Source organism: Pseudomonas sp. 13B_2.1_Bac1, from assembly GCF_025466155.1.
GTDB classification, from domain to species: domain Bacteria; phylum Pseudomonadota; class Gammaproteobacteria; order Pseudomonadales; family Pseudomonadaceae; genus Aquipseudomonas; species Aquipseudomonas aylmerensis.
Window position 1 is genome coordinate 1 of record NZ_JANLOH010000034.1, and the last position, 24,096, is coordinate 24,096.

A 24,096-nucleotide genomic window follows, 5' to 3' on the forward strand; every position below is an offset into this window, starting at 1 on the left:
AAATTCCAGAACCCCTGTTTGCTAACGCAAACAGGGGTTTTGTTTTGGGCGGTCGAAAATGCGCAGAAGCCGTCGCGTAGTGCTAATCCTCCGCTGTTCTATTCGATACGCGCGATGCGCGTTAACCGTAGCGCCCCGAGCCTGATACTGTCGCGACAGCCAAAATCTCCCCATATCCTGCATCCCAAGACCGCCAATCCCGCCTTCAATGCTAAAGTCGCTCCCTCGATTTTGCTTTTCCCAAGGAAGCCGTTATGCCGGATGCGACGTCCCTCAGCGCTGGATTCATGGTGGTTCACGGCAACCGCCTGGATGAACTGCGCAGCCTGGTTGTCAGCTGGATGCGTCGATATCCGCTTGCGCCCCTGGAAAACGAAATCGCCCTGGTCCAAAGCAACGGCATTGCCCAGTGGCTCAAATTGGCCCTGGCCGAAGACCCGGAAGAGGACGATATGGGCGGCTGTGGAATCGCGGCTGCCATCGATGTGCAACTCCCCGGCAGTTTCATGTGGCAGCTCTACCGCATGGTCCTGGGCCGTGACGAAATCCCGCCAAAATCCCTGCTCGATAAAGCCCCGCTGACATGGCGCCTGATGCGCCTGCTCCCGGAGTTGATCGATCAACCGCATTTCGAGCCCCTGCAGCGTTTCCTCACTCACGACGCCGATCTACGCAAACGCTACCAGCTCGCTGAGCGCCTGGCCGATTTGTTCGACCAATACCAGGTCTATCGTGCCGACTGGCTGGAAGATTGGGCTGCCGGCCGCCATCAGTTGCGTAACGGCCGCGGTGAAACCAAACCCCTGGACCCAGCCAACTGCTGGCAAGCTGAGTTATGGCGCGCGCTGTTGCTGGATGTAGGCGAGGAGGGCATGGCCCAAAGCCGTGCCGGTGTACACCAGCGCTTTATCGAACGCATCAATACCCTTGAGAAAGCCCCACCAGGCTTGCCCTCCCGAGTGATTGTCTTCGGTATTTCCTCGTTGCCCGCCCAGGCTCTGGAAGCGCTCGCCGGCCTGGCGCGGTTCAGTCAAGTGTTGTTGTGCGTGCACAATCCATGTCGCCACCATTGGTCCGACATCGTTGCTGACAAAGACCTGCTACGTAACGAATACAAGCGCCAGGCGCGTAAAGCCGGCATGCCCGTCACCATCGATCCACAGACCCTTCACCAGCACGCCCATCCGCTGCTGGCGGCCTGGGGTAAACAAGGGCGTGACTACATCAGCCTGCTGGACAGTTACGACGACCCCAATAGCTACCGCGCGGCCTTCCGTGACGGCCGCATCGACCTGTTCAGCGAGAGCGAACCCAGTACCTTGCTCAATCAGCTCCAGGACGACATCCTCGAACTGCGCCCGCTCAACGAAACCCGTGAGCTATGGCCCGCTGTCGACCTGCAGCGTGATACTTCAATACGCTTTCATGTCGCCCACAGCGCCCAGCGTGAGGTCGAAATCCTCCACGACCAACTGCTCCAACGCTTCAGCGCGGACCCTGCGCTGCGCCCGCGTGACATCATCGTCATGGTTCCCGACGTCGACAGCTATGCGCCGCATATCCGTGCCGTATTCGGCCAGTTGGAGCGAACTGACCCACGCTTCATTCCCTTTACCCTCACTGACCAGGGCCAACGTGGCCGCGATCCGCTGCTGATCGCCGTCGAGCACCTGCTGAAGCTACCCGACAGCCGCTTTCCGGTCAGCGAAATCCTTGACCTGCTGGACGTTCCAGCGCTGCGCGAACGTTTCGCCATCAAGGAGCGCGACCTGCCCACATTGCATCGCTGGATCGAGGGTGCCGGGATCCGCTGGGGTCTCAATGCCGAGCAACGTGCTGGCCTCGGCCTGCCCCATGAGCTGGAGCAAAACAGTTGGCGATTCGGCCTGCGCCGCATGTTGCTGGGCTATGCCGTCGGCACGGGGCTCGCCTGCGACGGCATTGAGCCTTACGATGAGATTGGTGGCCTCGACGCCGCGCTGATCGGTCCTTTGGTCGCTCTGCTCGATGCGCTTAATGACGCGCATCAAGCACTGTCGCAACCGGCCGCCCCACACGAATGGGGCGAACGCCTGCAACGCTTGATGCAGTTGTTCTTCCTGCCCAGCAGCGAACACGATGACTTCCTGCTGGGCCAACTCGAACAACTGCGAGAAACCTGGCTGGAAACCTGCGAGTCGGTCGGCCTGTATGACGAGTTACCCCTGACCGTAGTACGTGAGGCCTGGTTGGCCGGTCTGGATGAAGGTCGCTTGTCCCAACGCTTCCTCGCCGGAGCTGTCAATTTTTGCACCCTGATGCCCATGCGCGCGATCCCGTTCAAGTTGGTCTGCCTGCTTGGCATGAACGACGGCGATTACCCCCGTGCGCAACCGCCGCTGGATTTCGACCTGATGGGCAGCGACTACCGCCCCGGCGACCGTTCACGCCGTGAAGATGACCGTTACCTGCTGCTGGAGGCGCTGCTGTCTGCCCGGGACCAGCTCTACATCAGTTGGGTCGGCCGCAGCATCCGTGACAACAGCGATCGCCCGGCCTCGGTGCTGATCGGCCAATTGCGCGATCATCTCGCCAGCGGCTGGCATAACGCGCACACACAAGAGCCGTTGCTCGAAGCGATGACCCAGGAGCATCCGCTCCAACCCTTCAGCGCCCGCTACTTCCATGAAGGCGATCCATTGTTCAGCTATGCCCGTGAATGGCAGTTGCTGCACGCCGCAGTCGAGGCCATTGCCGTAGAGGACGAACTGGCGCCGCACCAGCAAGAAGAACCCTTGAGTCTCGGCCAGCTGCAGGACTTCCTACGCAACCCGGTCAAACATTTCTTCAGTCAACGTCTGAAGGTGTTCTTTGAAGCCGCTGAGGTGCCGTTGGCCGATGAAGAGCCCTTCGTCCTCGACGCATTACAACGCTACAGCCTGAGCGACAGTCTCTTGAGTGCAGCGCTGAGCCATCCCGATCACCTCGACCAGGCCCTGAATGCCCAAGCCCTGCGCTTGCAAGGCAGTGGCCTGTTGCCTATGGTCGGTTTCGGCGAGTGCCTGCGCAACGAGCTGATTGAGCCATTGCCCGACCTGCTACAGCGCTATCAGCAGCTTCTGGCGCTCTGGCCGCAGCCCCACACTACCGCCGAACCGATCAGTTTTGAGCATCAAGGTATCCAGCTGGAAGGCTGGATCAGCGGCCTGCATCGACGCAGTGATGGGGGCCTGCTGAGCGTGACCACCATCCCCAACAGCATCGGCTCGATCAAGACGCGCAAATGGCACCGCCTGATTCGGCCCTGGGTCAATCACGTGGTTGCCTGCGCCTGTGGCCTGCCGTTGAGTACAGGGTTGGTGGCCAGCGACGACACCTTGTTGCTGGCCCCATTGGATCCGACCACTGCCCGGGAGATCCTCGCCAACCTGCTCTTGGCCTGGCACCACGGCATGAGCAAGCCTTTGCCCGTGGCGGTTAAAACCGCGTTCGCCTGGCTTGGCCAGACCGATCCGGGCAAGGCCCAGGCCGCTGCCAGCAAGGCCTATGAAGGGGATGGCATGACCACTGATGGCGAACGCCGTGAAACCCCGGCACTCACGCGACAATTCCCCGATTACGCCGCGTTGGTCGCCAGTGAAGAGTTCGAAGGCTGGTGCGAAACCTTGTACCGCCCACTGATCAACGCCGCATGGCGATCTCTCACCCGCGAGGAGGCCGGCGCATGAGCAGCAAACCCTTGGCCCTGGCCTTCCCGCTGCAAGGCAGCCAACTGATCGAAGCCAGCGCCGGCACTGGCAAGACGTTCACTATTTCCGCGCTGTACTTGCGCCTGGTCCTCGGCCACGGTGGTGATGAATCCGGTTTTGGCCGCGAACTGCTGCCCCCACAAATTCTGGTAGTGACCTTCACCGACGCCGCCACCAAGGAGTTGCGCGAACGCATTCGCATCCGCCTGGCAGAAGCGGCACGTTTCTTTCGCGATGAAATACCGCAACCCGATGCCCTGATTGCCGAGCTGCGAGATCAATACCCGCCTGAGCAGTGGCCCGCCTGCGCCAATCGCCTGGACATCGCCGCCCAGTGGATGGACGAAGCCGCTGTTTCGACCATCCACAGTTGGTGCCAGCGCATGCTGCGCGAGCACGCGTTCGACAGCGGCAGCCTGTTCACTCAAACCCTGGAAACTGACCACAGTGATCTGCTCGGCGAAGTCTTGCGCGATTACTGGCGGTTGTTCTGTTACCCGATGCATGACGACGCGCTCAATTGGGTGCGCAACAACTGGGGCGGCCCTGCTGCCTTGATGCCACGGGTACGCGCCTTGTTCGGCAGTGAACGACCCACGGATGAAGCCCGTGAACCTGCCGAGCTGATCAACGCTTGCCTGCAAGAGCGTCGAGCAGCGCTGATACACCTCAAGGCGCCTTGGCAGCAATGGGCCGCCGAGCTGCGTGACATCTGCCTGCAGGCCGTGGCCGCCAAAGCCGTCGACGGCCGCAAGATGCAGGCGCGTTACTTCGAACCCTGGTTCGAAAAGATCAGCGCCTGGGCCGCTGACGAAACCCTTGAGCAACTGGACATCGGCACTGGCTTCACGCGCCTGACGCCGGACGGCATGGCCGAAGCCTGGAAGGGCGACCCGCCGCAGCACCCCGGTATCGACGCCATGGCTGGCCTCAAAGCTGCGCTCGACGCACTGCCAACGCCTGACGCGGCGGTGTTGCAGCATGCCGCCGGTTGGGTAGGTAAGCGCTTCGAAGAAGAAAAACGCCGTCGCGCCGAAATGGGCTTCGACGACATGCTGATCCGTCTCAATGCCGCCCTCCAGGCCGACGGTGGCGAGCGCCTGGCCAGCGTGATCCGCGAGCAGTTCCCGGTGGCGCTGATCGACGAATTCCAGGACACCGATCCGGTGCAATACAGCATCTTCGACAGCATCTACCGTATCGAAGAAAACCACCTCGACAGTGGCTTGTTCCTGATCGGCGACCCCAAGCAGGCGATCTATGCCTTTCGTGGTGCCGACATCTACACCTACCTGCGTGCGCGCCAATCCACCACCGGCCGCCATCACACCCTGGGCACCAACTTCCGCTCCAGCCACGCGATGGTCGAGGCGGTGAACCACGTGTTTCAGCGTGCGGAAACTGGCCGTGGCGCGTTCCTGTTTCGCGAGCCGAATGGCCAGAACCCGGTACCGTTCCACTCGGTGCTGTCCCAAGGCCGCAAGGAACAATTGCAGGTCGACGGCCAAGCAGTGCCTGCGATGAACCTCTGGCACCTGCCCACTGATCAGCCGGTTTCCAACGCGGTGTACCGCCAGCAACTGGCCGCAGCCTGCGCCACGCAGATTGTTGAACTGCTCAATGGCGGTCAGCAAGGCACAGCCGGTTTCCTACATCCGGTGACGGGTTTTAAAGGCGTGCTGCCGTCAGACATCGCCATCCTGGTGCGCGATGGCAAGGAAGCCCAAGCCGTGCGCGCCGAGCTGGCCGCCCGGGGCGTGCGCAGTGTCTACCTCTCGGACAAGGACTCAGTGTTCGCCGCCCAGGAAGCCCACGACCTGCTGGCCTGGCTCAAGGCCTGTGCCGAGCCGGACGTCGAGCGCCCGCTGCGAGCCGCCTTGGCGTGTGTCACCTTGAACCTGTCGCTGCCGGAACTCGAGCGTCTGAATCAGGACGAGCTGGCGTGGGAATCCCGTGTCATGCAGTTCCGTGGTTACCGCGCCATCTGGCGCACTCAGGGTGTGCTGCCGATGCTGCGTCGCCTGCTGCACGATTTCAAACTGCCGCAAACCCTGATCGCTCGCAGCGACGGCGAGCGGGTGCTGACCAACCTGCTGCACCTCAGCGAATTGTTGCAACAAGCTGCTGCGGAACTGGATGGCGAACAGGCGCTGATTCGCCATCTGGCCGAACACCTCGCCTTGTCGGGCCAGGCCGGCGAAGAGCAGATCCTGCGCCTGGAAAGTGATGAACAACTGGTCAAGGTCGTGACCATCCACAAGTCCAAGGGCCTGGAGTATGACCTGGTTTTCCTGCCCTTCATCTGCTCGGCCAAGCCTGTGGATGGCAGCCGCTTGCCGCTTCACTACCACGACGAGCAGGGTAAATCCCACGTGAGCCTGCGGCCAACCGCCGAGTTGATTGCCCTGGCTGACGACGAGCGCCTGGCCGAAGACCTGCGTTTGTTCTACGTCGCCTTGACCCGCGCCAAACACGCCTGCTGGCTGGGTGTCGCCGACCTCAAGCGTGGCAACAGCAGCAGTTCGGTGCTGCACTTGTCGGCGCTGGGCTATTTGCTCGGCGCCGGTTCGTTGCTGGGCGAATCTGCCGGCCTGGCGCGCTGGTTGCTGGACCTGCAGGACGGCTGTCCCGCGATTCACTACGCCCACGTGCCCGAAGCTCAAGCCATCCTGTTCCACCCGCCGCGTAACGAAGCCACGCTGCTTGCGCCGTTGCTGCCCAAACGCAAGGCCGCGGAAAACTGGTGGATCGCTTCCTACAGCGCCTTGCGTATTGGCGACAGCATGAGCGCCGCCAGCCTCGAAGCGCCGGAAAGCCCACAAGCCCAGAAGCTGTTTGATGACGAGCGCCTCGACCCCGACGCACCGCGCGAAGTGGCGGCATCTGGCGGTGATATTCATCGTTTCCCACGTGGCCCGAACCCAGGCACCTTCCTCCATGGCCTGTTGGAGTGGGCCGGCGAAGACGGTTTCAACGTAACGCCCGAGGCGATCGAAAAAGCCGTGGGCGCGCGTTGCAATCGGCGCAACTGGGAGGGCTGGATCGTCACCCTCAGCGACTGGCTCGGTCACTTGCTGCAAACCCCGTTGCCTGTGGATAACGGCCAGGTCAGCCTCAGTGGCTTGCAGCACTACCAGATCGAAATGGAGTTCTGGTTCGCCAGCCACAAGGTCGACGTACTCGCCCTCGACAAGCTGGTGTGCCAGTACACCCACAACGGCGTGTCTCGCGTTGCCGCCGAACCGGTGTTGCTCAACGGTATGTTCAAGGGGTTTATCGACCTGACTTTCGAACACGATGGCCGCTATTACGTGGCTGACTACAAATCCAACTGGCTCGGTCCTGACGATTCGGCCTACACCCAAGCCGCCATGGAACAGTCGATCCTCGAACATCGGTACGACCTGCAATACGTACTTTACCTGCTGGCCCTGCATCGCCAGCTCAAGGCGCGCCTGCCGGACTACGACTACGACCGCCATGTCGGCGGCGCCCTCTACCTGTTCCTGCGCGGTACGCAGGCCGCCAGCCAGGGCGCGTATTTCACTCGGCCACCGCGTGAATTGATCGAAGGCCTGGATCTGTTGTTCCAGGGCAAGCCCATCCCGCCCAAGGTTGAGCCCGCCTGGGAACAAGGAGTGTTGTTATGAGCCTGTCGCCATTGCCGTTGGAGGAACTGGCGCCCCTCAGCCGCGCCGCCGACCTGCTGCAACTCTTGGAACGTTGGGTGGCGCGTGGCTGGTTGCGCGCCCTCGACAAAGCCTTCGTCGGCTTCCTGCATGAACTCGACCCGCAGGCCGACCCCCTGGTGCTGCTGGCGGCCGCGCTGACCAGCCACCAATTGGGCCACGGCCATGTCTGCCTGGACCTGTTCGAGACCCTGAAAGCGCCGGACTTCGCCTTGTCCTTGCCGCCCGAAGGCGATCTGCAGACCACTGCCATGCTGCTGCCGTCGCAGTTGCTCGACGGTCTGGACGGCGCCCATTGGTGCCATGCCCTGGCTGCCAGCGGCCTGGTCGCGTTGGCCGTCGATGGCAGTGAGTCAGCCCAAAGCCGCCCGTTAGTACTGTCCGGCAAGCGCCTGTATTTGCGCCGCTACTGGACCTATGAACGACGTATCGACACGGCACTGCGCCAGCGTCTCGCCACCCAGGAAAGCGTCGCTGCCGATTTGCCCCAGCGTTTGAATGGCTTGTTCGACCAACCCGCACCCGAGGGTGTGATCGACTGGCAAAAACTCGCCTGCGCCCTGGCGACTCGCGGGGCGTTCAGCATCGTCACCGGTGGCCCCGGTACCGGCAAGACCACCACCGTGGTGCGCCTGCTCGCGTTGTTGCAGGCGCCTGCGGTGGAAGTCGGCACACCGTTGCGCATCCGCCTGGCCGCACCCACCGGTAAAGCCGCCGCACGGCTTACCGAGTCCATCAGCCAGCAAGTACTGTCGCTGAAAGTGCCCGAAAGCGTGCGGGAAAAAATCCCGACCCAGGTCACCACGGTTCACCGCCTGCTGGGCAGCCGCCCGGGTACTCGGCATTTCCGTCATCACCTGGGCAACCCACTGCCGCTGGATGTGCTGGTGGTGGACGAGGCGTCGATGATCGACCTGGAGATGATGGCCAACCTGCTCGATGCTTTGCCGCCCCATGCGCGGCTGGTGCTGCTGGGTGACAAGGACCAACTGGCGTCGGTGGAGGCGGGCGCCGTACTCGGCGATTTGTGCCGCGACGCCGAGGCCGGTTGGTATAGCCCCGAGACGCGTCAATGGCTGCAGGCGGTCAGCGGCGAAGACCTCGACGCCAGCGGCCTGCAGGAAGACCTCGATGGCAGCCACCCGCTGGCCCAGCAAGTGGTGATGTTGCGTTACTCGCGGCGTTTCGGCGAGGGCAGTGGCATCGGCCAATTGGCGCGCTGGGTCAACCAGCAGAATGCCGAAGAAGCGCGCAAGTTGCTGGCCGCGCGCAGCCATCGCGACCTGTTCTGCGTCAGCCTCAAGGGCGAACACGACCACGCCCTGGAGCGGCTGGTACTGGACGGACAGGGCGATGGCGCCGAAGGTTATCGCTATTACCTCAACCTGCTGCACAGCGCGCGCCCGTCCCTGGAGACTCCACGCGAGGACGCCGCCTGGACCCACTGGGCGCAACAACTGTTGCAAGCCTTCGACGCCTTCCAGTTGCTTTGTGCCGTGCGCAAGGGACCGTGGGGGGTGGAAGGCCTCAACCTGCGCATTACCGCCGCCTTGCGCAAGGTGCGGCTGATCGAAGGTGACGAGCAATGGTACGAAGGCCGCCCGGTGCTGATGACTCGCAACGATTACGGCCTGGGTTTGATGAACGGCGATATCGGCATCGCCCTCAAACTGCCCGAAAGCGACGGGGGGCCGCAGGTATTGCGCGTGGCCTTCCCGCGCAATGATGGTCAGGGCGGTGTGCGTTTTGTACTGCCCAGCCGCCTGAATGATGTCGAAACCGTGTACGCCATGACCGTGCACAAGTCCCAAGGCTCGGAATTCACCCACACGGCGCTGATCCTGCCGGACGCATTGAACCCGGTGCTCACTAAAGAGCTGATCTATACCGGGATCACCCGCGCCAAGCGCTGGTTCAGCCTGATCGAACCCCGTGGCGGCGTGTTTGAAGAAGCGGTACGACGCAAGGTCAAGCGCTTGAGCGGGTTGATGCTGGAACTGGGTCAGGAGACGGAAAAAACTGACTGACAGGTCATGCGATATTTCTGATTCAGTCGCCTGATTTTTCTGAAAAAATAGCGGCCCCCGCGAAAGCCTCGCTTCGCGGGGTTTTCCGTTGCTGTGCTATCGTTGCGGCATCACTTTGTACACACCTGAGAGAAATCGCTGCATGAACGTGGCTGTCTCGCCCACAGAGCGCCGTATGAGCTGGGGACGCCTGTTGCTGGTGGCGGTTCTGTGCCTGCTCGCGCCCGGCGCCTTTGCCCAGGCGTCCAGCCCCGCCGACTCCCGCGCCCAGGCGGTGACCCAAGTGGTGCTGGGTATCCTCAGTTACGCGCGTTGGCCGGTGGAGCCTGCGCAATTGCGCCTGTGCATCGTCGGGCCGACCCAATACACCGACGACCTGATCAAGGGCACCACCCAAGCCACCGGCCGCCCGGTGGTGGTGCAGCGCCTGCTCGCCGACCATCCTGATATCGTCAATAGTTGTGACGCCGTTTATATCGGCAAGCTCAGCGGCGATGAGCGCAGCCGTCTGTTCGCTTCGTTGATCGGGCACCCGGTGCTGAGCATCAGCGAAGGCGGCGACCAGTGCACGGTCGGCAGCTTGTTCTGCCTGCGGGTCGGCGATGATCAGGTGTCGTTCGAGGTCAATCTCGACTCCGTGGCGCGCAGCGGCGTGCGCATTCACCCCAGCGTGCTGCAACTGTCCCGCCGTCGAGCGCTTGCGCCATGAAGGTCGATAAGGTGCGACCGACGCTGCGCTCGGTCATCGGCCGGGGGCACCTGATCCTCGCGCTGGTGGCGGTGAGCCTGGCCAGTGTGTCGCTGACCCTGCTCGGCGTGCTGGCGCTGCGCGTGTACGCCGAGCACAACCTGCATTTGATCGCACGTTCGATCAACTACACCGTAGAAGCGGCGGTGGTGTTCAACGACAGCGCGGCGGCCACCGAGGCCCTCAGCCTGATCGCTTCCACCGAAGAGGTGGCCCAGGCCGAAGTGCTCGATGTCAACGGCAAGCTGCTGGCGCAGTGGACGCGTCCGGAAACCGGCATGCTCTCACGGCTTGAACTGGAGCTGGCGCACACCCTGCTCGAACAGCCCATCAGCCAGCCGATCCTGCACCAGGGGCGCACCATCGGCAGCATTCATGTCACTGGCCATGGCGGCAGCCTGTTGCGCTTCCTGCTGAGTGGTCTGGCGGGGATCCTGATCTGTACCGCCCTCAGTGCGTGGGTAGCCTTGCACCTGGCGCGGCGTCTGTTGCGCGGCATTACCGAGCCGCTGCAACGCCTCGCAGCCGTGGCCCATGCCGCCCGCAGCGAGCGCGACTTCGACCGCCGCGTGCCGCCCGCGCGGATCGCCGAACTCGACAGCCTGGGCAGCGACTTCAATGCGTTGCTCGGTGAAATGGAAGCCTGGCAAAGCCACCTGCAAAGCGAGAACGAAACCCTTGCCCACCAGGCCAACCACGACAGCCTCACTGGCTTGCCCAACCGGGCGTTTTTCGAAGGTCGGCTGATTCGCGCCTTGCGCAGCGCGGCCAAGGTCAAGGAGCAGGTGGCGGTGCTTTACCTCGACAGCGACCGCTTCAAGGAAATCAACGACAGCTTTGGCCATGCCGCAGGCGATGCCGTCCTCGTGGCCGTCGCTGAACGCGTGCGGGCACAACTGCGCGAAGATGACCTGGTCGCGCGCCTGGGCGGCGATGAGTTCGCCATCCTGCTGGCGCCGTTGCATAAAGTGGAAGACGCCCAGCGCATCGCCGACAAGATTATCGCCAGCATGGACGTGCCGATTGCCGTGCCCGGGAATACCCAGGTGTTGACCTCCCTCAGTATCGGCATTGCCATCTACCCCGATCATGGCGCCACGCCCGGCACCTTGCTCAATGCCGCCGATGCAGCGATGTACCAGGCCAAACGGCAGGCCCAGGGCGGCCAGCAAACGGCGGAGTCGGAGAGCCCTGCCGTCAATGTTCAACACAGGAGTTGATCCCTTGTTTTCGACCGCGCGTTTTATCTTCATCACCGTGCTGTTGTCTCTGCTGGCTCTCAGCGGTTGCCAGACCGCCCCACCCAAAGGCTTGACCCCGGCCCAGGTCGCCGTGCTCAAGCAACAAGGCTTTGAGCTGACCGACGAGGGTTGGGCGTTCGGCCTGTCCGGCAAAGTGTTGTTTGGCAGCGACGTCGAAACCCTCAACCAGCCCAGTACCGAGATCGTCCAGCGTATCGGCAAGGCCCTGCTCGGCGTGGGCATCGAGCGCGTGCGCGTCGACGGCCATACCGACGCTTCGGGCAAGGAAACCTACAACCAGCAACTGTCCTTGCGCCGCGCCAAGAGCGTGGCCACGGTGCTGATCGGTGTGGGCATGAAGGAAGAAAACATCCAGCTGCGCGGGTTGGGCAGCAGCGAGCCGGTGGCGTCGAACGCGACGGCGGCGGGACGTACGGAGAATCGGCGGGTGTCGATTGTGGTGAGTGCGGACTAAGCGGGTTTTCCACCTGCACTGCATTCAAAATGTGGGAGCCGGGCTTGCCTGCGATGGCGGTGTATCAGTCAAGGCTAAGCTGGCTGACCCACCGCCTTCGCAGGCAAGCCAGCTCCCACACTTATTTGCGTCTGACCAAAATCTTGCACTCGCCGCAGCTCCCACACTATTTGTGTCTAACCAAAATCTTGCATCCGCCGCAGTTCAACTGTGGGAGCTGGCTTGCCTGCGATAGCGGTGTATCAGTCACGGCTAAACTGGCTGACCAGCCCCCATTTATTTTGCAGTGCGCTCGCGGCAACACCGCGCGCACCCCTTAATCTGCAAACTTGATCTCCCGCGTCTCCCCCATCAATAAGCCCTGGTTCTGTTCCGTCACCTCGCGGATGTAATCCCACAGCAAAGTGATGCGTTTCAACTTGCGCAAGTCTTCCCGGCAGTACATCCAGAACTGCCGAGTCAGTGTGATCTGCTCCCCCAGCACCGGCAGCAACCGAGGGTCCTGCGCCGCCAGGAAGCACGGCAATATCGCCATCGACCGGCCTTGCTGCGCCGCCACGTACTGGGCAATCACGCTGGTGCTGCGCAGGCTGGCGCTGGCGCCGGGCACCACGTTCGCCAGGTAGAGCAGCTCGGAGCTGAACGCCAGGTCATCCACATAGCTGATAAACGGGTGCTCGGCCAAATCCGTGGGTTTGCGGATCGGTGGGTGCTGGTCGAGGTATTCCTGGGTCGCATACAGCTGCAGTTTGTAGTCGCACAGTTTGCAGCACACGTAGGGCCCGTGTTCCGGGCGTTCCAGGGCGATGACAATGTCGGCTTCGCGCTTGGACAGGCTGATGAAGTGGGGCAGGGGCAGGATGTCCACCGAGATCGCCGGGTAAGTGTCGACGAAATGGCTGAGCTGCGGGGTGACAAAAAAACTGCCGAAGCCTTCGGTACAGCCCATGCGCACATGCCCGGACAGTGCCACGCCGGAGCCGGACACCTGCTCGCAAGCCATGTGCAGGGTGCTCTCGATGGACTCGGCGTACCCCAGCAAACGTTGACCCTCGGTGGTGAGGACGAAGCCGTTGGTCCGAGATTTCTCGAAGAGCAAAGTACCCAGCGACACTTCCAACGAGCTGATGCGCCGCGACACCGTGGTGTAGTCCACCGCCAGGCGCTTGGCCGCGACGCTGGCCTTGCGGGTGCGGGCCACTTCGAGGAAGAACTTCAGGTCGTCCCAGTTCAGGGAGCCCAGCGATGTGATGTTTTTTTGCATATTGGACCGGCTTTTATGTGCGTTCTTATTAGAGATTTGCACATCTATACTCCAAAAACGCCTCATTCCCAAGGCGATTCACGCGCCTTGTCTCTGCATAATTACAAGATTGGAGACCACATGAACGCATCTGCCGATATTTCCGTGCAACAGGTCAAGCTGCTGATCAACGGTGAATGGGTCGAGTCCAAGACCACCGAGTGGCACGACATCGTCAACCCGGCCACCCAGCAAGTGCTGGCCAAAGTGCCGTTTGCCACTGCCGATGAAGTGAATGCCGCCATCGACGCTGCCCATCGCGCCTTCCAGACCTGGAAGTTGACCCCGATCGGCGCGCGCATGCGCATCATGCTCAAGCTGCAAGCCTTGATCCGCGAACATTCCAAACGCATTGCTGCAGTCCTCAGCGCCGAGCAGGGCAAGACCATTGCCGATGCCGAGGGCGATATTTTCCGTGGCCTGGAAGTGGTGGAGCACGCGTGCTCCATCGGCACCCTGCAAATGGGCGAATTCGCTGAAAACGTCGCCGGTGGCGTCGACACCTACACCCTGCGCCAACCCATCGGCGTGTGTGCCGGCATTACCCCATTCAACTTCCCGGCGATGATTCCACTGTGGATGTTCCCGATGGCGATCGCCTGCGGTAACACTTTCGTCCTCAAGCCGTCCGAGCAGGATCCGCTGTCGACCGTCCTGCTGGTGGAGCTGGCGCTGGAAGCCGGCGTACCGGCCGGCGTGCTCAACGTGGTGCACGGCGGCAAGGATGTGGTGGATGCGCTGTGCACCCATAAAGACATCAAGGCCGTGTCCTTCGTCGGTTCGACCGCCGTCGGCACCCATGTTTATGACCTGGCCGGCAAACACGGCAAGCGCGTGCAGTCGATGATGGGCGCCAAGAACCACGCCGTGGTGCTGCCGGATGCCAACCGCGAACACACCCTCAATGCGTTGGTCGGTGCCGGTTTCGGCGCAGCGGGCCAGCGTTGCATGGCTACCTCTGTGGTGGTGTTGGTCGGTGCCTCCAAACAATGGCTGCCGGACCTCAAGGCGCTGGCGCAAAAACTCAAGGTCAATGCCGGCAGCGAGGCCGGTACCGATGTCGGCCCGGTGATTTCCAAACGCGCCAAGGCGCGCATCCTCGAGCTGATCGAAAGCGGTGTGAAAGAAGGCGCCAAGCTCGAGCTGGACGGCCGCGACATCAAGGTGCCGGGCTTTGAGCAAGGCAACTTTGTCGGCCCGACCCTGTTCTCGGGCGTGACCACGGACATGCAGATCTACACCCAGGAAATCTTCGGCCCGGTGCTGGTGGTGCTCGAAGTCGCGACCCTCGACGAGGCCATCGCGCTCGTCAACGCCAACCCGTTCGGCAACGGCACCGGCCTGTTTACCCAGAGTGGTGCAGCGGCGCGTAAATTCCAGAGCGAAATCGACGTGGGCCAGGTCGGCATCAACATCCCGATCCCGGTGCCGGTGCCGTTTTTCAGCTTCACCGGTTCGCGTGGCTCCAAGCTCGGCGACCTCGGCCCGTACGGCAAGCAAGTGGTGCAGTTCTACACCCAGACCAAAACCGTCACCAGCCGCTGGTTCGACGACGACACGGTCAACGATGGCGTCAACACTACCATCAACCTGCGCTGATTCCGGGAGACGACCATGAAGATTGCATTTATCGGCTTGGGCAACATGGGCGCGCCCATGGCCCGCAACCTGATCAAGGCCGGCCATGCGCTGAACCTGTTTGACCTGAACCAGGCCGTGCTCAAGGAATTGGCCGAGCTGGGCGGCACTATCAGCGACTCACCCCGCGATGCGGCGAAAGACGCCGAGCTTGTGATCACCATGCTGCCGGCGGCCGCGCATGTGCGTAGCGTGTGGCTGAATGAAGACGGCGTACTCGCCGGTATCGGCCAAGGCGTGCCGGCGGTGGATTGCAGCACCATCGACCCGCAGACGATCCGCGACGTAGCGGCTGCGGCGGCCAAGCAAGGTGTGGTCGTGGCCGACGCTCCAGTCTCCGGTGGCACCGGCGGCGCCAGTGCTGGCACCCTGACCTTCATGGTCGGCGGCACCCCTGAACTGTTCGCCACCCTGCAACCGGTGCTGGCGCAGATGGGTCGTAACATCGTGCATTGCGGTGAGGTCGGCACCGGGCAAATCGCCAAGATCTGCAACAACCTGCTGCTCGGTATCAGCATGGTCGGCGTCAGCGAAGCCATGGCGCTGGGCGATGCGCTGGGGATCGACACCCAAGTGCTGGCCGGCATCATCAACAGCTCTACCGGACGTTGCTGGAGTTCCGACACCTACAACCCATGGCCGGGCGTGATTGAAACCGCGCCGTCATCGCGCGGCTACACCGGCGGCTTTGGCGCCGACCTGATGCTCAAGGACCTTGGCCTGGCCACCGAGGCCGCGCGCCAAGCCAAGCAGCCCGTCATCCTGGGCGCCGTGGCCCAGCAGTTGTATCAATCGATGAGCCAGCGCGGGGAGGGGGGCAAGGACTTCTCGGCGATCATCAACAGCTATCGCAAACCCAAATAACCTTGTAAGGGGACCTCCTGTGGCGAGCGGGCTTGCCCCGCGTTGGGCTGCGCAGCAGCCCTAAAGGAAAACGCCGCGATCTTCCTGGAAGATCGCGGCGTCTGGATCAGGGCTGCTGCGCAGCCCAACGCGGGGCAAGCCCGCTCGCCACAACAATGTCAAAGTTGCCCGCTTTGGAAGCGATTTAAGCAAACACAAAATACTTACGCACCGTCTCGACCACTTCCCACGTCCCCTTCATCCCCGGTTCCACCACAAAGATATCCCCAGCCCGCAAATGGATCGGTTCCAGGCCTTCTGGGGTGATCACGCAGTAGCCCTCCTGGAAATGGCAGTATTCCCACTTCACGTATTCCACGTACCACTTGCCTGGTGTGCAGATCCAGGTGCCCATGATCTTGCTGCCGTCTTCGCTGGTGTAGGCGTTGAGGTTGACGGTGTGCGGGTCGCCTTCGAGTTTTTCCCATTTGCAGGCATCCAGGACCGGCAGGGGGTGGGTGTCGCGCAGTACGGTGATGGGCTTGGACATGATGACTCCGAGGCAGTGAATGCAAAGATGCACCCTAAGGCCTCGGGCGTCGTGCCAGTGGTCTGAACTCGACATCGGGATGCCCAGAAGCGCAAGTCCCGCGCAATACAAAACCCTGTGGGCGCCGGCTTGCCGGCGATGGGCCTCGTAGGAACGCCATCGCTGGCAAGCTGGCGCCTACATTTGAAATATCCAATCACAAATAAGGCAATTCCTCGCAGTAAGTACGAAAGAAATCCCGCCTGGCGCTGGAATTCGCAAGAAAATTCACAGCTGGCCCTCGTATCATTCACCCCAGTAACCGCCGAGAGCCTTGAAATGAATCCAATAAAAACGTGGTGGGACATCAGCCCGCCCTTGAGTACGGCGACCCCGACCTGGCCGGGCGATACGCCGTTCCAGGAAGAGCGCGTCTGGCAGTTCGGTCCGGAATGCCCGGTGAATGTCGGGCGCATTACCTTGTCGCCGCACACCGGTGCGCACGTCGATGCGCCGCTGCATTACAGCGCGGACGGCGCGCCGATTGGCGAGGTGTCGCTGGATGTCTACATGGGGCCGTGCCGGGTCCTGCATTGCCTGGGCAGCGGCGCGCTGGTGCAGCCGCACCAGTTGGAAGGGCGTGTGGATAACCTGCCAGAGCGCGTGCTCTTGCGTACTTATCCACACTCGCCGCTGACCGAATGGGATTCGAATTTTACCGCCATCGCCCCGCAGACCATCGAGTTGCTGGCGAGCCTCGGCGTGCGGCTGGTCGGGATCGACACGCCGTCCCTCGATCCGCAGCAATCCAAGACCATGGATTCGCACAACGCCGTGGCCCGTCATGGCATGGCGATTCTTGAAGGCATCGTGCTCGATGACGTACCGGAGGGCGACTATGAATTGATCGCGCTGCCGTTGCGCTTTGCCAACCTCGACGCGAGCCCGGTCCGCGCCATTCTCCGCCCGCTCAAGGAGCCCACGCGATGAGCCAATGTCCTTTCTCTGCTGATTACCAACCGCCGGAAGAATGGCATAACGCCGAGCTGAATTTTTCCGAGTCCATGAGCTATGGCGACTACCTGGACCTGGGCAAAGTTCTCAGCGCCCAGCACCCGCTGTCGCCGGACCACAACGAAATGCTGTTCATCATCCAGCACCAGACATCTGAGCTGTGGATGAAACTGATGCTCCACGAACTCAAGGCCGCCCGCGAACATGTGCGCCTTGGCGAGTTGCCGCCGGCGTTCAAGATGCTGGCGCGGGTGTCGCGGATTTTCGATCAACTGGTGCACGCCTGGGCGGTGCTGGCGACGATGACGCCGTCGGAGTACAAGGCGATCCGTCCGTTCCTGGGGCAGTCGTCGGGGTTCCAGTCGTTCCAGTACCGCGAGATCGAATTTATCCTCGGCAATAAAAGCGCGGCGCTGTTGCGTCCTCACGCGCATCGGCCGGAGTTGTTGAACGAGTTGAAAGTGGCGATTGCCACGCCGTCGCTGTATGACGAGGCAGTCAACCTGATGGCCAAGGCGGGCCTGGCGATTGACCCCAAACGCGCCGAACGCGACCCGACGGCGGCCACGGTTCACGATGAATCGGTGGAAGCTGCGTGGCGTGAGGTGTACCGCTATCCGAGCCGGTATTGGGATTTGTACCAGTTGGCCGAGAAGTTCATCGACCTGGAGGATTCGTTCCGCCAGTGGCGCTTCAGGCATGTGACGACGGTGGAGCGCATTATCGGCTTCCAGCCCGGTACCGGCGGTACTGAGGGCGTGGGGTATCTGCGCAAGATGCTCGACACCGTGCTGTTCCCCGAGCTGTGGCGAGTGCGTTCCACGCTATGAAAAAAGCCCCGGATAACCGGGGCTTTTTCATTTGGAATGCAATCAACGGTGGGAGCTGGCTTGCCTGCGATGGCGGTGTGTCAGCCACCACAGCCATCGGCTGACCCACCGCCATCGCGGGCAAGCCCGGCTCCCACAGGTATCACTGTGCGTTGACTGGCGCGTTACTTCTGCGGACCCGCATCCGATACGCGATGTAGATAATCCCCACCCACACCGGCATCGCATACACCGACTCACGAATGCCCGGGATCGCCAGCATCACGCTGACGATCATCAGCATGAACGCCAGGCACAGGTAGTTGCTGAACGGGAACCAGAAGGTCTTGAACGACGGCACCACGCCTTGCTCGCCCATGGCCTTGCGGAACTTGATATGGGTGATGCTGATCAGCGCCCAGTTGATCATCAGCGAGGCAACCACCAGCGCAAACAGCAACTCCAGCGCACTCTGGGGCGCCACGTAGTTGACCACCACGCACAGCATCGTCACCAACGCCGAAATGGCCAGGGCACGCAACGGCACGCCTTGTTTGTTGAGCTTCATCAGCGCCTTGGGTGCATCCCCCTGCTCGGCCAGGCCGAACAGCATGCGGCTGTTGCAGTACACGCCGCTGTTGTACACCGACAGCGCCGCGGTCAGGACCACGAAGTTGAGGATGTGCGCCGCGGTGTCGTTGCCGATCAGCGAGAAGATCTGCACAAACGGGCTGCCGCTGTAGGCATCGCCCGACGCGCCGAGGGTTTGCAGCAATTGGTCCCAGGGGTACAGCGACAACAGCACAGTCAGTGCGCCGACGTAGAAAATCAGGATCCGGTACACCACCTGGTTGATCGCCTTGGGGATCACCTTGCGCGGCTCGCTGGCCTCGGCGGCGGTGATGCCCACCAACTCCAGGCCACCGAACGAGAACATGATGAACGCCATGGACATCAACAGCCCCATGCCGCCATTCGGGAAGAACCCGCCGTGGCTCCACAGGTTAGTGATCGAGGCTTGCGGGCCGCCGGTGCCGCTGAATAGCAGGTAGCAGCCGAGCACGATCATGCCGACGATCGCCACCACCTTGATGATCGCGAACCAGAACTCGGCTTCACCGAAGAACTTCACGTTGAGGGTGTTGATCAGGTTCACCGCGACAAAGAACACCAGCGCGCTGACCCAGGTAGGAATCTCCGGCCACCAGAACTGGATGTACTTGCCCACGGCCGTGAGTTCGGCCATGCCCACCAGTACGTAGAGCACCCAGTAGTTCCAGCCCGCCAGGAAGCCTGCGTAACCGCCCCAGTATTTGTGCGCGAAGTGGCTGAAGGAACCGGCCACCGGCTCTTCGACGATCATTTCGCCGAGCTGGCGCATGATCAGGAACGCGATGAAACCGGCAATCGCATAGCCGAGGATCATCGACGGTCCCGCCGACTTGAGCACGCCCGCCGAGCCGAGGAACAGCCCCGTGCCAATCGCCCCTCCCAAGGCGATCAGCTGAATATGCCGGTTCTTCAAGCCTCGCTTGAGGCCTACCGGGTTAACCATGTCATCCGCCATTAACATTCCCTTCTACTTGTTTTTCTCAGGGTTGATTGCACGCCGCACCAGCCCCTCAGAAGTGCTGAGGGTCAGATATTACTCTGCGTGAACTTTTCGTAATACAGCTGAACGCCATCAAGTGCCTGATCTGCCAGCCATTGCTGGATGGATTCGACCATTGGAGGGGGGCCGCACACGTACATATCTGCCGATCTGTCCCGCAATTCGGCCAGGTCGAAATGTTCGGTGAGGTAACCGCGCTTGCCAGGCCACGCCGGCGATGGGTTGCTCAGCACTTCGGTGTAGCGAAAATCGAGGGTGGAGGCGTATTGGTCGATGCGTTCGGCCTCGCACAGGTCCTCGGCACCGCGTACACCGTAATACAGGTGTACCGGTTGGTCACAGCCGCTGGCAACCAGTTCATCGAGCATGCCCAGCAAGGCCGACAACCCGGTGCCGCCGGCGACCAGCACCAGCGGCTTGGTCACCTGACGCAGGTAAAAAGCGCCCAGCGGCGCTTCCATCAAGAGGTGGTCACCTACCTGGCAGCGCTCACGCAGGTAGTTGCTCATCACGCCGTCGGGCAACAGGCGGACCAGGAACTGCAGCTGATTGCCGGGCCGGTTGGCGAAGGAATAGGAGCGCCAGCTGTCGGTGCCGGGAACGGACAGGCGCGCGTACTGGCCGGGCAGAAAATCCAGCGACGCGTCCAGCTGCACCTGCAGGATCGCCGTACTGGCGGACACCAACTGCACCGCGCTCACCGTGCCTTGCAGCTGTACCGGGCCGGGCGCATTGCACAGGCTCGAATCAAAGTCGAAGTAGAACGTCGCGTCGGATTGCACCCGGGTCTGGCAACTGAGCATCTTGCGTCGCTGCAGGTCGAGGCTGGAGAGGGCTTCCTCGTCCACATAATCCTGGGTGTACTCGCCGGACTCGCAACGGCCCTGGCACGTGCCGCATACGCCTTCGCGGCAATCCAGGGGGATCTTGATGCCGTTACGCAGCGCCGCATCCAACAGGATCTCGTGGGCGCCCACCGGGAAAAACAGGGTCTTGCCATCGGCGAAGCTGAAGGCCACTTTGTGATTCATGTGTTGGTCTCCGCATAGTCATGAGCGTGTCGAGTGCGCCTGTCGTGGCGAGCGGGCTTGTCCGGCGTTGGGGCGTGCAGCGGGTCCTGGTCCAGGCACCGCTGTTTGACTGAAGAGATGCGGTGACTGTATTGGGGCCGCTGCGCGGCCCAACGCGGGGCAAGCCCGCTCGCCACATCCAGTCCGCTCGCCAGAACAATCCTGCTCGCCATGAAGGCGCGTTTAGAGGTGATAGAAATCCAGCACCGAGTTGATGGTGTCGTTGAGCAGCAGCGCGTGCTTGCGGGTGATCAGCCAACTGTCGCCATGGGGTTTGAGGCGGTAGGTGGCGTGCCCGTAGAACTGCTCCGAGGTGGCCAGGCGATAGAACAGCGTGTGCCAGTTCAGGCGCACTTCCAGCGTGCCGTCCGCCTGCTCGTTGATGCGCACGTTATTGATCAGGTGCAAGGTGCGCGGCATCGGCGTCGCGGATGCCGCCTTGCCGGTGCGCAGGCGGAAGACGCGGTCCTCCAGGCCCGAACGGTTGGCGTAGTAGATCAGCGACATCTCGCGCTTGGGGTCGCGGGTGTAGACGTGTTCGGAGTCCCATTGCGGCAGATGGAATTCACTCTGGGGGTCGAATAGCTCTACATAGGCGTCCCAGTCCTGGGCATCGCAGAGCTCGGATTTGCGGTAGAAAAACTGCTCGATCTGGTACTGCAATGGCGCGCTCATCATTTCACCTCCCGCAGTTTCAACGCGTGTCGATCAAGGCCGTCGAGCAGGAACTGCTGCCAGTTGCGGTGCTGGTTGACGTACAAGCCTTCGTGGGTGAATTCGGTGCCGGTCATGGCCGGCTGGATGCCGATAGCCTCGCTGTTCGGCGTCGGGCCGGTCTCCCAGCGGTGGCTGCCGCGCGAGATGTCGCTCCAGCGCTCCAGGCGGCCCTGGAAGCCACGCTGGGCTTCGCGGAACTCCACGAGGTCGTCCGGTGTGCCCATGCCGGACACGTTGAAGAAATCCTCGAACTGGCGGATGCGGTTCTCGCGGTCGGCGTCGGACTCGCCCTTCACTCCCAGGCACTGGCTGATGATCTCGGTCTTGTTCCACGCCACCGGGCGGATGATGCGCAGCTGTGAGCTGATCTGGTCGAGGAAGAACAGGCTCGGGTAGATGTTCAGGTTGCGCAGGCGGTGCATCATCCATTCGGCTTTTTGCTGGCCGTGCTCTTCGACCAGGCGCGGCATGATCGTGGCGTAGCCGGAGCGCACGCTGGGGTTGGGCATGTCGCTGAACAGCACGCTGTGCCCGTTGTTGAAAGCGAACCAGCCGTCATCGGTATTCGCGTCGCCGGCGCCAAGCTTGCTGTAGTCCAGGGTGCTGGCGGACCCGCTGCCATTCTCGGTATTGACCTGCTGGCGATGCTGCACCGTGGCCACGTAGTTATAGTGCACGGTGCTGACGTGGTAGCCGTCCAGGCCGTTTTCGTTTTGCAGCTTCCAGTTGCCGTCGTAGGTGTAGGCGGACTTGCCCGGCAGCACTTCCAACTCACCGGTGGCGGACTGCGCGACCATCATGTCGAAGAACACTTTGGCATCGCCCAGGAACGCTTCCAGGCTGTCCGTGCCGTGCACGTCCAGGCTGATGAATACGAAGCCCTTGTAGCTGTCGATGCGTGCCTTTTTCAAACCGCGCGTGGCCTTGTCAAAACCTTCCGGGTATTCCCCCGGCGCCTTGACCTTCACCAGCCGGCCGTCACTCTTGTAGCACCAGGCGTGGAACGGGCAGGTGAAGGTGGACTGGTTGCCCTTGCCAACCCGGGTCAGGGTGGTGCCGCGATGCTGGCAGGCGTTGATCAGCGCATTCAGTTGGCCTTCGCCGTCGCGGGTGATGATCATCGGCTGGCGCCCGGCGCGCATCGTCACAAAGTCGTGATTATTCGCCAGTTCGCTTTCGTGGCAGGCGTAGATCCAGTTCTTCTCGAAGATCAACTCCATCTCCAGGTCGAACAGCTCCGGCTCGGTGAACATGTCGCGGGCGATACGGAATACGGCATCGGCCGGGCGAAAATCCAGGCAGCTTTCGATAAAGCTCTTCCATTGCTCGACGCTTCTTGCACCACTCATGGGAGGCACCTTTTGATAATGGCTAAACAGGTGGGCCATTAAGAGGCTGCGACGCGGCGAGGGGCTATCCGGTTAATGGGCAAAGGCAGGCCGCAAAGTTGGGCAGCAAATACCCACGGCGGTGCAGTGCGGTGACGGGATGCGCTACTGTCTTGCAAGGTGAGGGTCGAAAAAGCCGGCGGCTTATCCACTTAGTCGACGGTTGCTATCCACCCAGTGGCAATGCGGCTGGCGTGGCGTAAAACTTGCTGTCGATCAACCAGGACGCGCCGTCAGAGCGCGCCGGCCACAATTGCCGTGGGTGCCCCGTGATGAGTAGCAATACACGCGATATACGTATCGAGCGTTTCGATCTTGAAGGCGCCTGCAGCTGGATGTCCGGCATCTGCGGGCCGCACCGGCTGCAAACCGCGACGCCGGAGCGCATCCGTTTTCACCACAGTGCCAATGTGTTCAAGTCCCGCGCCACGACGCTGGGGATTATCGAATACGGCACCGACGTCACCATCGACATCGAGGACGCCGAGCACTTCAGCAGCTACAGCCTGACCCTGCCGCTGGTGGGCGAGCAGGAGCTGAGCAAGAACGGCAAACGGCTCATGTCCAACCGTGACCAGGGCGTGATCATCTCGCCCAACGAACATCAGGTGCTGGAAATCTCGGGCGACTGCCGCAAGCTGCAGGTGGTGATCACCCGCGCGGCCATGAGCGAGTCGCTGGAAGGCTTGCTGCAACGACCGATTGAGGCGCCGCTGCGCTTCGAAGCGGTGATGGATGCAGTCGACGGCGCTTCTGCGTCGTGGTGGCGCATGGCGCGGTATTTCATCGCCGAGCTGGAGCGCAGCAGTGAGCTGTATGACCAGGCGGCGTTTACCCGGGACCTGGAAAGTTCGCTGATCAAGGGCTTGATCCTGGCCCAGCCGAACAACTACTCCGAAGAGCTGCGGGACATGCTGGGCGTGAAGCTGCCGCACTATTTGATCCGCGCCCGGCAGTACATCCACGACAACGCCCGCGAAGCGGTGCACCTGGAGGATCTGGAAGCGGCGGCCGGGGTGTCGCGTTTCAAGCTGTTCGACGCCTTTCGCAAATACTTCGCCCTGTCGCCCATGGCCTACCTGAAGAAATACCGCCTGGGCGCCGTGCGCCAGCAAATCCTCGAACACGGCTCAACCCACACCATCTCCGAAATCGCCCTGGGCTGGGGGTTTACCCACCTGGGCCGATTCTCGGCCGAGTACCGCAAGCTGTTCGACGAATCCCCCAGCCAGACGTTGCAACGCAAGCGCCTGCGCAGCTTCTGA

Annotated in this window: 17 protein-coding genes; 11 read left to right on the forward strand and 6 right to left on the reverse strand. The window is 62.0% G+C overall.

The annotated features are described in order from the left end of the window. Positions 1-254: 254 nt before the first annotated feature. The 6 genes from recC to NTD80_RS06765 all read left to right on the forward strand — a co-directional run bounded on the left by recC (position 255) and on the right by NTD80_RS06765 (position 11,908). Positions 255-3,707 (forward strand): exodeoxyribonuclease V subunit gamma, encoded by a 3,453-nt coding sequence (gene recC / locus NTD80_RS06740; protein WP_262132798.1) that lies wholly within the window; start codon positions 255-257, stop codon positions 3,705-3,707. Further along, positions 3,704-7,378 carry an exodeoxyribonuclease V subunit beta gene (recB, locus tag NTD80_RS06745; RefSeq protein ID WP_262132800.1) on the forward strand — a complete coding sequence of 1,225 codons (3,675 nt, stop codon included), beginning with the start codon at positions 3,704-3,706 and terminating at the stop codon, positions 7,376-7,378. The genes recC and recB overlap by 4 nt, the downstream gene beginning before the upstream one ends. Next, positions 7,375-9,444, forward strand: a complete 2,070-nt coding sequence (recD, locus tag NTD80_RS06750) for an exodeoxyribonuclease V subunit alpha (protein WP_262132801.1) — start codon at positions 7,375-7,377, stop codon at positions 9,442-9,444. The genes recB and recD overlap by 4 nt, the downstream gene beginning before the upstream one ends. A gap of 142 nt (positions 9,445-9,586) precedes the next feature. Next, positions 9,587-10,153 (forward strand): YfiR family protein, encoded by a 567-nt coding sequence (locus tag NTD80_RS06755; RefSeq protein WP_262132803.1) that lies wholly within the window; start codon positions 9,587-9,589, stop codon positions 10,151-10,153. After that, on the forward strand, positions 10,150-11,412 hold the full coding sequence (locus NTD80_RS06760) for a diguanylate cyclase domain-containing protein (protein WP_065908403.1): 1,263 nt from the start codon (positions 10,150-10,152) through the stop codon (positions 11,410-11,412). The genes NTD80_RS06755 and NTD80_RS06760 overlap by 4 nt, the downstream gene beginning before the upstream one ends. 4 nt (positions 11,413-11,416) lie before the next feature. After that, positions 11,417-11,908, forward strand: a complete 492-nt coding sequence (locus tag NTD80_RS06765; RefSeq protein ID WP_262132804.1) for an OmpA family protein — start codon at positions 11,417-11,419, stop codon at positions 11,906-11,908. Between the two features lie 316 nt (positions 11,909-12,224). Here the strand turns inward: NTD80_RS06765 and NTD80_RS06770 are convergent, their stop codons facing one another. Continuing rightward, positions 12,225-13,172, reverse strand: coding sequence for a LysR family transcriptional regulator (locus NTD80_RS06770; protein WP_065908407.1), 948 nt, complete (start codon positions 13,170-13,172; stop codon positions 12,225-12,227). 120 nt (positions 13,173-13,292) lie between these two features. On the opposite strand from NTD80_RS06770, the gene NTD80_RS06775 reads away from it, so the two are divergent. Together NTD80_RS06775 and mmsB are read left to right on the forward strand one after the other, a co-directional pair. Beyond that, entirely contained in the window at positions 13,293-14,810 is a 1,518-nt protein-coding gene (locus NTD80_RS06775) for a CoA-acylating methylmalonate-semialdehyde dehydrogenase (protein ID WP_065908408.1), read from the forward strand. A 15-nt stretch (positions 14,811-14,825) separates the two neighbouring features. Continuing rightward, a complete protein-coding gene (gene mmsB, locus NTD80_RS06780; protein WP_065908412.1) occupies positions 14,826-15,713 on the forward strand; it encodes a 3-hydroxyisobutyrate dehydrogenase in 888 nt (295 codons plus the stop codon). A 184-nt stretch (positions 15,714-15,897) separates the two neighbouring features. On the opposite strand, the gene NTD80_RS06785 is transcribed toward mmsB, so the two are convergent. After that, positions 15,898-16,242, reverse strand: coding sequence for a cupin domain-containing protein (locus tag NTD80_RS06785; protein WP_010566207.1), 345 nt, complete (start codon positions 16,240-16,242; stop codon positions 15,898-15,900). A gap of 318 nt (positions 16,243-16,560) precedes the next feature. Here NTD80_RS06785 and kynB point away from each other — a divergent pair, with 318 nt between their 5' ends. After that, a complete protein-coding gene (kynB, locus tag NTD80_RS06790; RefSeq protein ID WP_262132807.1) occupies positions 16,561-17,211 on the forward strand; it encodes an arylformamidase in 651 nt (216 codons plus the stop codon). After that, the gene (kynA, locus tag NTD80_RS06795) at positions 17,208-18,065 is read left to right on the forward strand and encodes a tryptophan 2,3-dioxygenase (protein WP_262132808.1); all 858 of its coding nucleotides are present in this window, start codon (positions 17,208-17,210) and stop codon (positions 18,063-18,065) included. The genes kynB and kynA overlap by 4 nt, the downstream gene beginning before the upstream one ends. A 142-nt stretch (positions 18,066-18,207) precedes the next feature. On the opposite strand, the gene NTD80_RS06800 is transcribed toward kynA, so the two are convergent. From NTD80_RS06800 to antA, 4 genes are all read right to left on the reverse strand, one after another. Further along, positions 18,208-19,611, reverse strand: coding sequence for an amino acid permease (locus tag NTD80_RS06800; RefSeq protein ID WP_065908421.1), 1,404 nt, complete (start codon positions 19,609-19,611; stop codon positions 18,208-18,210). Positions 19,612-19,682: 71 nt separating this feature from the next. After that, positions 19,683-20,687 (reverse strand): anthranilate 1,2-dioxygenase electron transfer component AntC, encoded by a 1,005-nt coding sequence (gene antC / locus NTD80_RS06805; RefSeq protein WP_262132809.1) that lies wholly within the window; start codon positions 20,685-20,687, stop codon positions 19,683-19,685. 222 nt (positions 20,688-20,909) lie between these two features. After that, entirely contained in the window at positions 20,910-21,401 is a 492-nt protein-coding gene (gene antB, locus NTD80_RS06810) for an anthranilate 1,2-dioxygenase small subunit (protein ID WP_065908425.1), read from the reverse strand. Next, positions 21,401-22,792 carry an anthranilate 1,2-dioxygenase large subunit gene (antA, locus tag NTD80_RS06815; protein WP_065908427.1) on the reverse strand — a complete coding sequence of 464 codons (1,392 nt, stop codon included), beginning with the start codon at positions 22,790-22,792 and terminating at the stop codon, positions 21,401-21,403. Before antA ends, antB begins: the two co-directional genes overlap by 1 nt. A gap of 311 nt (positions 22,793-23,103) precedes the next feature. Between antA and NTD80_RS06820 the strand changes: the two genes are divergently transcribed. Continuing rightward, positions 23,104-24,096 (forward strand): AraC family transcriptional regulator, encoded by a 993-nt coding sequence (locus NTD80_RS06820; RefSeq protein ID WP_262132812.1) that lies wholly within the window; start codon positions 23,104-23,106, stop codon positions 24,094-24,096.